The 12490-nt window shown below is 70.0% G+C and carries 6 protein-coding genes; 2 read left to right on the top strand and 4 right to left on the bottom strand.

Going from position 1 to position 12490, the window contains the following annotated elements; all coding sequences use genetic code 11:
* Nucleotides 1-12: 12 nt before the first annotated feature.
* The 3 genes from L5G33_RS07825 to L5G33_RS07815 form a co-directional block, all read right to left on the bottom strand.
* Nucleotides 13-603, bottom strand: a complete 591-nt coding sequence (locus L5G33_RS07825; RefSeq protein ID WP_236997585.1) for a TetR/AcrR family transcriptional regulator — start codon at nt 601-603, stop codon at nt 13-15.
* A gap of 89 nt (nt 604-692) precedes the next feature.
* Nucleotides 693-1433 carry an SIR2 family NAD-dependent protein deacylase gene (locus L5G33_RS07820; protein WP_308191547.1) on the bottom strand — a complete coding sequence of 247 codons (741 nt, stop codon included), beginning with the start codon at nt 1431-1433 and terminating at the stop codon, nt 693-695.
* Entirely contained in the window at nt 1430-1861 is a 432-nt protein-coding gene (locus tag L5G33_RS07815) for an HIT family protein (protein ID WP_236997584.1), read from the bottom strand. Before L5G33_RS07815 ends, L5G33_RS07820 begins: the two co-directional genes overlap by 4 nt.
* 242 nt (nt 1862-2103) lie before the next feature.
* On the opposite strand from L5G33_RS07815, the gene L5G33_RS07810 reads away from it, so the two are divergent.
* Nucleotides 2104-11370, top strand: coding sequence for a type I polyketide synthase (locus tag L5G33_RS07810; protein ID WP_236997583.1), 9267 nt, complete (start codon nt 2104-2106; stop codon nt 11368-11370).
* Nucleotides 11367-11768 (top strand): holo-ACP synthase AcpS, encoded by a 402-nt coding sequence (acpS, locus tag L5G33_RS07805; protein WP_236997582.1) that lies wholly within the window; start codon nt 11367-11369, stop codon nt 11766-11768. The genes L5G33_RS07810 and acpS overlap by 4 nt, the downstream gene beginning before the upstream one ends.
* A 75-nt stretch (nt 11769-11843) precedes the next feature.
* On the opposite strand, the gene L5G33_RS07800 is transcribed toward acpS, so the two are convergent.
* A complete protein-coding gene (locus L5G33_RS07800; protein ID WP_236997581.1) occupies nt 11844-12485 on the bottom strand; it encodes a TetR/AcrR family transcriptional regulator in 642 nt (213 codons plus the stop codon).
* Nucleotides 12486-12490: the final 5 nt, after the last annotated feature.

The following is a 12490-nucleotide window of genomic DNA, read 5'->3' as shown; positions in this document are numbered from 1 at the left end:
CGGGGCGTCCGGTCAGTCCCCGTCGATGACCTGCTGGATCCTCGGCCCCCACTGCGCGATGACTTCGTCGCGGGTGAGGTCGGCGAACAGCGGTACCCCCAGGAGATAGCGCATCGTCGCGACGCCGAACAACATGCTGACGACGATGCGCGCGGTCTCCACGGAGACGTCCGTCGACTGCGCGACGAGCGGGACCATTTCGGAGGAGGCGAACTCGGCGAACGCGCTGGGCCTGCTCTCGTCGTTGATCGCCGAGCGCAGCAGGCCCTGCATCGCACTCCCGGTCTCGATGCCCTCCCAGACGCCTGTGAACTCGGTGATCATCCGTTTGCCGAGTTCGTCGCGCGGGCAGTCGGTCGCTCGGAGGATCTGATCAGCCGGATCGATGGGCACTTCGAGGGCGGCGACGAACAGCCCGTGTTTGCTCCCGAAGTAATAGGGCACAAGGGCGACGTCGACGCCGGCCTCGGTGGCTACCGAGCGCATCGACGTGTTCTTGAACCCGTTGCGTCCGAACAGGTTCTGCGCGGCGCGCAGAATGTCGTCGCGGGCGGTGGAGTCACCGGTCCGGCGTCCGGGGCGGCGGGGAGACTTGTCGACCATGTCTTCATTGTACGCTTATTTCAACGAATGTTGATTTATTGACTGGATCGTCGTCCGCCGGGACGCTCGTCGTCTGCCGCGCCGGAGTCTTACGCTGGCGCCCGCAGCAGGTCGGGGAGTGTTCGCGCGGCGGTACCGGCGAGCCGCACCGTCGCGGACCGGGTGATCGCCGACGGCTCGGGGTTCACCTCGATCACCCGAACGCCCGCCGCGGCCGCGCGTTCGGGCAGTTCAGCCGCCGGGTAGACGACCCCGGTGGTGCCGACCACGATCATCAGATCTGCCGCGTCTACAGCGGCCTCGGCGCGGCCCCAGTCGCCCGACGGCAGCGACTCGCCGAACCAGACGACTCCGGGCCGGACCGACGCCCCGCACAACGGGCACGACGGCCGGGGCGTCGCGACGGAGACGTTCGGGGACTCGCGTCGCCCGCAGCCCTCGCACCGGGGCTCGAACAGGCTGCCGTGCAGATGGCTCGCGACGGCACTGCCGGCTCGCTCGTGCAGATCGTCGACGTTCTGGGTGACGACCGACGTCGAGATTCCGCGACGTCGGCCCAGTTCGGCGACCGCCCGGTGCCCCGCGTTCGGGGCCACCGCCCGCACTTGGGCCGCCCGGTCGGCGTACCAGGCCCACACCAGGTCCGGGTCGGCGGCCCAACCGTCTGGAGACGCCAGAGACATCGGATCGTGGTTCTCCCACATCCCCGTGAGCGCGTCACGGAACGTGGGGATCCCGCTCTCGGCCGACATGCCCGCGCCGGTGAACACGACGATCGATGACGCCTCGTCGACCAAGGTGCGCGCTCGACGAAGTTCCGCGGGACTCACGGCAGCGCTGCGATCGTCGAACGGAGTTGTGCCGCAACGGTCTCGAGGTCGCCCGCGCGACGGGTGAGGAGCCCCTTCGCGAACGTCAGTTTGTCACCCGACCGGCGAGGAACGACGTGGACGTGGGTGTGGAACACCGTCTGCATCGCGGCCCGCCCGTCATTGAGAGCGAGGTTCACGCCGTGGGCTCCGAACTCGGTCCCCTTGAGCGCGTTCGCGACTCGTTGTGCTGCCGACAGCAGGGGCGTGCCGTACCGCGGATCCAGATCGGACAGGCCCGACGAGTGTCGGCGCGGGACCACCAGCGTGTGGCCGCGCGCGATCGGTGCACGGTCGAGGAAGGCGACGACGTCGTCGTCGGCGTAGACGACGTGTGCCGGCCCACGCTCGGCGACGATGTCACAGAAGACGCATGCGTCGACAGTCATACGTGGAGTCTAGACAGTGGCGAACCGGGCGGGCTGTCAGGCGCGTCGGCGGTGCGCGCGAGTGGCTGACCAGCGAACATTGTGTGATGACAATCACGAGAACGACTTTTCGTGCAGGTCGATTCGGTTACCCCTCGGTCTACTGGCGGGTATACCTGCGGGTCGCGCAAAACGTGAGGGTTTCCTCACGTTCATGTGCCACGATGGTCGCGTTCCCGCACACAGGCCGATCAGGAGTATCCGTGACCCTCGACCAGTTCCGCTCAAGCAATCGCATCCCCGCCTCGGGCGAGTCGTCCGTAAGTCTGATCGACCGATTCGGTGCAGGCGAGAGCTACGCGATCAGCTTCGGCGGACAGGGTGGGCCGTGGCTGCCGAGCCTCGCCGAGCTCGTCGCCGACGCCGACCTGGGTCGTGTTATCGCCGCGATGCTCACCGACGCTGCCGATCTGTTGGCGCCGGTCGCGGACGCCCTCGCCGCAGCGGGGAGCGATCGATTCGTTCCCCTCACCTGGCTGGCCGCCCTGGACGCCGAGCAGTCCGTGCCGACCGACGGCGAGCTGGCAGGCGCACACCTGTCACTGCCCGGCATTCTGCTGACCCAGCTCGCCGCGATCGCGAACCTCGCCAAGCAGGGGCTCGACACCCAGACGCTGCCGCCCAGCGCAGTCATCGGCCACTCGCAGGGCCTGCTCGCCATCGATGCCGTCGCCACCGCCGAGCATCCGCGTGAACACACCGACGCCGAACTCCTCGCCGTGTCTCAGCTGATGGGCGCCGCCGCCACCCTCGTCGCGCGCCGCGCGGGCCTGCTGGGCTCGGCCGACGGCCACCACGAAGGCGTCTCGCCGATGGTCGCAGTCTCCGGCGTCGCGCCGCGCGAGATCGACGCGATGCTCGCCGAGTACGCGCAGAGCCTGCCCGAGGGCGCCGTCGGTCTGCCGACCGTCGCGATCGTCAACAACCGGCGCTCCGTCGTCGTCTCCGGCGCACCCCGTCACCTCGCGGGCTTCGCGCGGCTGTGTGAGACACGTGCCGCATCCGACGCAGCCGATCGAAAGGCCAAGCGGACCGGCGGGAACCCGTTCGCACCGGTCTTCGACGAGCTGCCGGTGACCGTCCCCTTCCACCACCCCGACCTCGCGTCCGCCGTCGACCTCGTCGTCGAATGGGCCGCTCGGTGCGGCATCGACACCGAGTTCGCGCACCGTCACGCCACCCGCATCCTGGTAGACCCCGTCGACTGGGTCGACCAGATCGGCGACGTCGTCGAGTCCGGTGCGTCCTGGATCCTCGACTTCGGGCCCGCCGACCTCGGTGCACGTCTGGCCGCGTCGGTCGTCCGCGGCCAGGGCGTCGGCGTCGTCGCCGCAGCCACCCGCCGCGGCCAGCGCAGCCTGTTCGTCCCCGGCAGCGCCCCCGCCGTCGCCGCCGCGTGGTCGACGTTCGCGCCGCGCCTGGTGTCGCTGCCCACCGGCCGAGTCGGCGTCGACACCGGATTCACCCGACTCACCGGTCGGTCGCCGATGCTGCTCGCCGGCATGACTCCGACCACCGTCGACCCGGCCATCGTCGCCGCCGCAGCCAACGCAGGCCACTGGGCCGAGCTCGCGGGCGGCGGCCAGGTGACCGAAGAGATCTTCGCCGCCAACGTCGACAAGCTGACCGGCCTGCTCGATGAGAACCGTCAGGTCCAGTTCAATTCGTTGTTCCTCGACCCGTACCTGTGGAAGTTGCAGCTCGGCGGCAAGCGACTTGTGCAGAAGGCGCGCGCCCAAGGGGCGCCGATCGACGGCGTCATCATCACCGCGGGCATCCCCGAGCTGGAGGAGGCCGTCGACCTCGTCGCCGAGCTCACCGAAGCCGGCCTGCACTACGTCGCGTTCAAACCTGGCACCGTCGACCAGATCCGCGCCGTCATCCGTATCGCCGCCCAGACGCCCGAGTACCCGATCATCGTGCAGATCGAAGGCGGTCGTGCGGGTGGACACCACTCGTGGGAAGACCTCGACGACCTCCTGCTCGCCACCTACGGCGAACTGCGTGAACGCCCGAACGTCGTCATCTGTGTCGGCGGCGGTATCGGCACACCCGAACGCGCGTCGGAGTACTTGACCGGTGCATGGGCCACCGCCCACGACTACCCGGCCATGCCGCTCGACGGCATCCTCGTCGGGACCGCCGCCATGGCGACCCTGGAGGCGACGACCGCGCCCGAGGTGAAGCAGCTCCTCGTCGACACCGAAGGCTGCCCGGACTGGGTCGGCGCAGGCCACGCGACCGGCGGCATGGCGTCGGGCCGCAGCCAGCTGGGCGCTGACATCCACGAGATCGACAACTCCGCGTCGCGCTGCGGCAGGCTCCTCGACGAGGTCGCAGGCGACGGTGACGCTGTCGCCGAACGTCGCGACGAGATCGTCGCCGCGATGGAGCGGACCGCCAAGCCGTACTTCGGCGATGTCGCCGAGATGACGTACGGCGAATGGCTCGGCCGCTACGCCGAGCTCGCCGTCGGCACGCCGGAGAACCCTTACCCGTGGCCGGACATCACCTGGCAGGCGCGTTTCGTCGACATGCTGCGCCGCACCGAGGCCCGCATGCACGAACAGGACTCCGGCGAGTTCGAGTCGCTGTTCGGCGACACCGTCGCCGACGCGCACGCCGCCATCGAGCTGCTCACCCGTGACTACCCGGCAGTCGACGCCGACATCCTGCATCCCGCCGACGTCGCATTCTTCCTCGAGCTGTGCCGGACCCCCGGCAAACCCGTCAACTTCGTCCCCGTCATCGACAAGGACGTGCGGCGCTGGTGGCGCAGCGACTCGCTGTGGCAGGCGCACGATGCGCGCTACGCGGCAGACGAGGTCTGCGTCATCCCCGGCACCGTCGCCGTCGCTGGTATCACCCGCGTCGACGAGCCGGTCGGCGACCTGCTGAACCGCTTCGAGAGCCAGACCATCGCGGACCTGCGCGCGGTGGGCGCCGAACCCGAAGTGGTCGCCGGCCGCCGTCGGCGCGGCATCGTCGACCAGTCGAGCCCGCTCAGCATTCTCATCGAAGCCGAGGACGTCCTGTGGGCGGGCCGCCAGGCTCGCAACCCGGTCGCCCTCCTGGGTGACCGCGAACAGTGGACGATCATCGACGGCGAACGCGCCGAACATCCCAACGGCGCGGTCATCGCATACGTCCCTGACGCCGAAGCCGCCGACGACGAGATCCGACTCGACCTGACCGTGCCCGTCTCCGGCAGCGTCCTGCGCATCCCGTTCATCGGCGACCTCCGAGTCGTCGACGGCGGCAGCCCGCGCGTTGCCACCGGCGACGCCGCAGGCGCGATGCGTGAATTGCTCACTGTCGCCGCGGGCGGCCAGCTCACCGTCACCGGCGGAACCGTTCCGAGCGCCCGTGCCACCGTCTCGTGGCACGCCGACTCGATCGCCGACCACAGCGGGGCCACCAGCGTCAGTCTGCCGAGCACTCTGCGCGCGGTCACCCCGTCGTCGCCGAACGGCTCCGCGGTGCCCGATGCACTCGTCGTCGCCTGCTGGCCGACCGTGTTCAGCGTCATCGGGGCCGCCTCGACCGACGACGGACTGCCCGTCGTCGAAGGCCTACTCGACCTCGTCCACCTCGACCACGCGATCACGCTGGCCGGAACGGTGCCGACCGTTGACACCGACCTGACCGTCACCGCTCGCTGCCTCGGCGTCACCGACACCGACGTCGGCCGAGTCGTCGGCGTCGAAGTCACCGTCGCCGACGGCGAGACCCCGGTCGCGCAACTCGTCGAGCGTTTCGCGATCCGCAACCGGATCGGCGACGCGACGCTCGCCGATCCAGTCCGCGCAGGCGGCGCGATCACCGACGAGCGCACCGGCACCCGGAAGCACGTGCGCTCGGCGACGGTTACCGCACCAGACCGCATGAACGGATTCGCCGTCGTTTCCGGCGACCGCAACCCGATCCACACCGACGCGCTCGCCGCACGACTGGCCGGCCTCGGCGATCCGATCGTCCACGGTATGTGGCTGTCGGCCGTCGCCCAACAGGTCGTGACCGCCGCATCCGTCGCGCAGCCCGTCCCGGCGCCGCGCGCGCTGCGGGGCTGGACCGCCCGCTACCTCGGCATGGTCCGGCTCGGCGACACCGTCGACATCCGCGTCGACCGTGTCGGCATCGATGCGGGCCGCGAGGTCGTAGAGGTGACCGCCAAGGTCGGCGGCGAACTCGTCATGGCCGCGACCGCGCTGCTCGACGCGCCGCGCACCGTCTACGCGTTCCCCGGCCAAGGCATCCAGAGCAAGGGCATGGGCCTGGACGCGCGGTCGCGCAGTGCTGCGGCCCGCGAGATCTGGGACCGCGCCGACAAGCACACCCGCAAGGCGCTCGGCTTCTCGATCCTGGCCGTCGTCCGCGACAATCCGACCACCCTCGTCGCAGGCGGTGAGCGCTACCACCACCCGGACGGCGTCCTGTTCCTGACGCAGTTCACGCAGGTCGCGATGGCGACGCTGGGTGTCGCGCAGATCGCCGAACTCCGTGAAGCCGGAGCCTTCGTCGACGGGTCCATCACGTGCGGTCACTCCGTCGGCGAGTACAACGCGCTCGCCGCATGCGCGGGCGTACTGCCCCTCGAAGCCGTCCTCGAAGTCGTGTTCCAGCGCGGCAGCGCCATGCACCACCTGGTTCCGCGTGACGCGAAGGGCCGAAGCGACTACCGGTTGGCGGCGATCCGGCCAAGCCAGTTCGGTCTGGCCGACGACGACGTCGAGAGCTTCGTCGACTCGATCGGCGAGCAGAACGACGAGTTCCTACAGGTCGTCAACCTCAACCTGCTCGGCTCCCAGTACGCGATCGCAGGCACCGTCCGCGGCCTGGAACTGCTCGAGGCCGAGATCGACCGTCGTCGCGCCGAGTTCGGCGGCAAGCGTGCGTTCATCCTGGTCCCGGGCATCGACGTGCCGTTCCACTCGACGGTGCTCCGTGCGGGCGTACCCGAGTTCCGAGGCAAGCTCGACGAACTGCTGCCCGAAGTCATCGACCCGGACATCCTCGTCGGGAACTACATTCCGAACCTGGTCCCGCGCCTGTTCAACCTCGGCCGCGACTTCGTCCAGGAGATCGCCGACCTCGTGCCGTCCGAGCCGCTCGACGCCGTCCTCGCCGATTGGGACACGTGGGCCGGGAAGCCGGCAGCACTCGCTCGCATCATGCTCATCGAGTTGTTGGCCTGGCAGTTCGCCAGCCCGGTTCGCTGGATCGAGACGCAGGACCTTCTGTTCTCGCCGGTCGAACAGGGCGGTCTCGGCATCGAACGGTTCGTCGAGGTCGGCGTCAAGTCGGCGCCGACCCTCACCGGCCTGGCCCGCAACACCCTGAAACTCGCGCCCTACGGCGCCTCCGTCACCGAGGTGCTCAACGTTGAATCGGACGAGCAGCTGCTGCGCGCCGACGACAGCGCACCTGAGCCGATCGACGACGAGGTCGCCGATGAGGCGCCCGCCGAAGGCGCTGCGCCCGCACCGGCTGCCGCACCTGTCGTCGCGGCTCCCGTCGCGGCTGCGGCTGCCGGCCCGCGCCCCGACGACATCGCCTTCGGCCCCGCCGATGCGGTCCGTGCCGTCATCGCACTCTGGACCAAGATGACGCCGACGCAGATCGGTGCGGTCGACACCATCGAGTCGTTGTGCGACGGCGTCTCCTCGCGCCGCAACCAGCTGCTCCTCGACATCGGCGGCGAGCTCGGTCTCGGCGCCATCGACGGCGCAGCCGAAGCGGACATGGGAGCCCTCGCGACGACCGTCGAGACGCTCGCCCGCGGCTACAAGCCGTTCGGCGATGTGCTGACCGACGCCGTCGGCGACCAGATCCGCAAGGTCGCAGGCCCCGCCGGCAAGCGGCAGGCCTACATCACCGACCGCGTCACCGACACCTGGCAGCTGGGCGCAGGCTGGGCGCAGCACGCACTCGTCGCAGTCGCTCTCGGCTCCCGTGACGGCGCGAGTGTGCGCGGCGGCGACCTCGGCGACCTGCTCGAGGGCGGCGTGTCCACGGCAGCCGACCTCGACGCGCTCATCGACCGTTCGGTCCGGGCGGTCGGTGCAGCGCGCGGTATCGCCGTCGAACTGCCCGCGGCAGCGTCGTCGGGCGGCGGCGCCGTCGACTCCGCCGCCCTCGACGCTTTCGCCGACCAGGTGACTGGCCCCGACGGCGTTCTGGCGACCACCGCGCACACGATTCTCGCCAAGCTCGGCCTCGTCGACCTCGAATCGGCTGGTGACGTCCTCGATGACCCGAACGCCGTCGCCGCTCAACGCATCAGTGACGAGCTCGGCGCCGACTGGGTCCGCACCGTCACCCCGACGTTCGACGAGAACCGCGCGGTGCTGCTCGACGACCGCTGGGCCAGCGCCCGCGAGGACCTCGCACGGCTGTGGCTCCAGGATGAGGACGTCGTCGACGCAGATCACGACGTGATCGTGGCCCGCCTGCGCGGCGCCGGGTCGACCGTCGCCGAGCACGCCACCTGGTGGCAGGGTAAGGCGAGCCGCCGCGGCTTCGATGTCCACGCCCGATTGTTCGCGGCGATCGCTGAGGCTGCCGAGTCGACCGAACGCGGCGAGTTCGCCGCCGACGTCGCCGTCGTCACCGGTGGGTCGCCCGACTCGATCGCGGCGTCCGTCGTCGGCAGGCTGCTGGGCGGGGGAGCGACTGTCGTCGCCACCACATCGCGTCTGAACAGCGAACGACTCGCCTTCTACAAGAAGCTCTATCGCGACAACGCGAGTGCGGACGCCGCCCTCTGGGTGGTGCCGGCCAACCTCGCGTCGTATGTCGACGTCGACGCCGTCGTCGACTGGATCGGCACCGAACAGACCGAGAACCTGGGCGCCACGACCGGTGTCGTCAAGGAAGCCATGACGCCGACGCTGCTGTTCCCGTTCGCGGCGCCGCGCGTCGCGGGCGACCTCACCGATGTCGGCGGTCGCGCCGAGCTCGAGATGAAGGTCCTGCTGTGGTCGGTGGAACGACTCATCGCGGGACTGGGCGCGATCGGGGCCGACCACGATCTCGACTCGCGAGTCCACGTGGTGCTTCCGGGCTCGCCCAACCGCGGCATGTTCGGCGGCGACGGCGCGTACGGCGAAGCCAAGGCCGCGCTCGACGCCCTCGTCACCCGCTGGGGCGCCGAGGAGTCGTGGGGTTCGCGCGCGACATTGGCGCACGCGCTCATCGGTTGGGTGCGCGGCACCGGCCTGATGGGAGCCAACGATGGGATGGTCGCCGCCGTCGAGGCCGCGGGCGTCCGCACCTGGAGCACCGAGGAGATGGCCGCCGAACTGGTCGCGCTGTGCTCGCCCGCCGTCCGTGAGGGGGCGCGCCGCGAACCGGTGATCGCCGACCTCACCGCCGGACTCGACCCGAACATCGACCTAAAGGCACTGGCTGCACAGGCCGCCGAGGCAGCACCCGCCGACTCGGCAGTCGGGGACACCGCAGTCGAGGACACCGCAGTCGGGGGCACCGCACCGGTCAACCCGCTGGTCGCCGCGCTGTCGGCGCCGGCACGCGCCGACCTCCCGACCGCGCACGAGTGGCCGGCGATCGAGGCGCGGCCCGAAGACATGGTCGTCATCGTCGGTGCGGGTGAGGTTGGCCCCTACGGTTCGGCCCGCACCCGCTTCGAGATGGAGGTCGACGAGAAGCTGTCGGCGGCAGGCGTGCTCGAACTCGCATGGAACACCGGCCTCGTCACCTGGGAGGAGACGCCCAAGCCGGGCTGGTACGACGTCGAATCCGGTGACCCGGTGGGCGAAGCCGAGATCGCCGACCGGTACCACGACGAGGTCGTCGCCCGCTGCGGCATCCGTCGCTACGCCGACGAGGGCGCGATGGTCGACAACACGTCGCCGCTGCTGGAGTCGGTGTTCCTCGACAACGACCTGACCTTCACAGTGCCGAACGAGGCATCCGCTCGGGCGTTCGCGTCGGCCGACCCGGAACGCACCCGGATCGTCGCCACTGAGTCGGGCGACTGGTCGGTGACCCGCCTCGCGGGCACCGAGATCCGTGTGCCGCGCCGCTTCGAGCTTTCGCGCACCGTCGGCGGTCAGATCCCGACCGGCTTCGACCCGGTCCGTTGGGGCGTCTCACCTGACATGGCCGAGTCCGTCGACCGGGTCGCGCTCTGGAACCTGATCGCCACCGTCGACGCGTTCCTCACCGCGGGCCTGACACCGAGCGAGCTCATGCGCTGGGTGCACCCCGGTCTGGTCGCCAACACGCAGGGCACCGGCATGGGCGGCATGACTTCGATGAGGTCGCTGTACGTCGACACGCTGCTCGGTGAGTCGAAGGCAAACGACATCCTGCAGGAAGCGTTGCCGAACGTCGTCGCCGCGCACGTCGTGCAGTCGTACATCGGTTCGTACGGTGCGATGATCCACCCGGTCGCGGCCTGCGCCACCGCAGCGGTCTCGGTCGAGGAGGGCGCCGACAAGATCCGGCTCGGCAAGGCGCTGTTCGCCGTGGCGGGCGGGTTCGACGACCTCGGCATCGAAGGCATCGTCGGCTTCGGTGACATGTCAGCGACCGCGGACTCCGCGGCGATGGAGGCCAAGGGCATCGACGAACGTCGCTACTCGCGGGCCAACGACCGCCGGCGCGGCGGCTTCGTCGAGTCGGCCGGCGGCGGCACCGTCCTGCTGGCGCGCGGCGACATCGCCGCGCAGCTCGGCCTGCCGGTCCTCGGCGTCGTCGCGTGGGCGCAGAGCTTCGGCGACGGCGTCCACACCTCGATTCCGGCTCCCGGACTCGGCGCACTCGGCGCGGCCCGCGGGCAGGCGTCGTCGCCGCTAGCGACATCGCTCGCCTCGCTGGGTGTGAGCCCGGACGATGTGGCCGTCGTGTCCAAGCACGACACGTCCACCCGCGCCAACGACCCGAACGAGTCCGAACTGCACGAGCGTCTGGCCCGAGCCATCGGCCGCGGCGACGGCGCACCGCTGTTCGTGGTGTCGCAGAAGTCGCTGACCGGCCACGCCAAGGGCGGTGCAGCCGCGTTCCAGCTGATCGGCCTGTGCCAGGTGCTCCGCGACGGCGTCGTCCCGCCGAACCGCAGCCTCGACTGCGTCGACGAGAAGATGGCCGAGTACCCGCATCTGGTGTGGCCGCGGGAGACGCTGCGGATGGGCGAGAAGTTCCCGCTCAAGGCCGGTGTCCTCACGAGCCTCGGCTTCGGCCACGTGTCCGGCCTGATCGCAGTCGTCCACCCGGAGGCGTTCGTGGCCTCGCTCGACGAGTCGGCTCGCGACGGCTACCGTCGTGCGGCGACCGCTCGCCTGCGGGACGGCAAGCAGCGGCTGCTGTCGTCGATGTGTGGCGGTGACGCCGCCTACCAGCGGCCGGAGGGACGACGCTTCGGTGACGGCGATGAGCACACCGTCGAATCGGCCGTGCTCCTCGACCCGGAGTCGCGTCTGGCCGCGGACGGAACATACGCCCGATGAGCATTGTCGGAGTGGGGATCGACATGGTGTCGGTTCCCGAGTTCAGCGAGCAGTTGTCGACACCCGGCTCGACGTTCATCGGCCACTTCTCGGTCGGTGAACGGCGGGACGTCGCAGATCGCACCGGCGACGGCGCGCGGAACCTCGCGGTCCGCTGGGCGGCGCGCGAGGCTGTCATCAAAGCGTGGTCGTCGAGCCGGTTCGGCCTGGCGCCCCTGCTGCCGGACACCGCCGTCAACCAGGTGGAGATCCAGTCGGACGCCTACGGTCGGCCGCGTGTGCGGCTGCACGGCGATCTAGCGAATGCGATCGGGCACTTGAACATTCATGTGTCGTTGACACACGACGGCGACATGGCTGGCGCCGTCGCGATCCTCGAAGAGCCTGCCGCCGGATAGGAGGAGTGGCCCGACCGGTGCGGGCCAGACGCGTTAGGGGATCAGACGCGCTAGGGGATCAGATGCGGTAGGGGATCAGACGCGGTCGACGGACTCTTCGAGGAGCAGGTAGCCGGCGAGCATGCGCTTGAGTTCGCCGACCACGCTGTCGTGGTCGTGCGGCGCCTGCACCGAGAAACTCAGCAGCGAGTACGCGGCGTGCACGAGGACCTCGGCCATCATCTGGCGGCGGTCCCGCTCGGACGTCGGCGTCAGCGGGGCGAGGATGCGCGCGACCTGCTCGGCGAGGATCTTCTCGGTGATCGACGCCGTCGCGCGGGTGGCGGGCGTCGACTGCACGGCCAGCCACACCGCGCGACGGGACGGGTCAGTGCGCCACAGGTCGGCGAGATGGTCCAAGAACTTCTCGAGGAGTTGCGGCCACTGCAGTGACGGGATCTCCGACGCGAACGCCGAGAGCTCCTCGCTCACCGCGGTCGTGTCCTGGCGGTCGAGCTCGCACACCACGACGTACTTGTTGGCGAAGTACTGGTAGATGGTGCCGATGGGGAGCTCGGCGCGCTGCGCGATCTGCTCGCACGTCAACGACTCGAAGCCGACGTCGGTCAGCACGTCTCGTGCCGACGTCAGAATCGCTTCGAAGGTGCGCCGACTCCGTTCCTGCGTCGGTCGTTTACGCGGGACCAAGGGTTCCGGCGCCGGCTCTGGCTCGGTCATGCCGC

Source organism: Gordonia liuliyuniae (genome assembly GCF_021738805.1).
Lineage (GTDB): Bacteria > Actinomycetota > Actinomycetes > Mycobacteriales > Mycobacteriaceae > Gordonia > Gordonia liuliyuniae.
The sequence above is the reverse complement of the archived record's forward strand: the minus strand, read 5'-3'. Positions and strand labels throughout refer to the sequence as shown.

What these genes read in the sequence shown, in the direction of transcription:
- acpS (WP_236997582.1), top strand. Translation starts at nt 11,367, where the DNA reads ATGAGCATTGTCGGAGTGGGGATCGACATGGTGTCGGTTCCCGAGTTC.
- L5G33_RS07800 (WP_236997581.1), bottom strand. Translation starts at nt 12,485, where the DNA reads ATGACCGAGCCAGAGCCGGCGCCGGAACCCTTGGTCCCGCGTAAACGA.
- L5G33_RS07815 (WP_236997584.1), bottom strand. Translation starts at nt 1,861, where the DNA reads ATGACTGTCGACGCATGCGTCTTCTGTGACATCGTCGCCGAGCGTGGG.
- L5G33_RS07825 (WP_236997585.1), bottom strand. Translation starts at nt 603, where the DNA reads ATGGTCGACAAGTCTCCCCGCCGCCCCGGACGCCGGACCGGTGACTCC.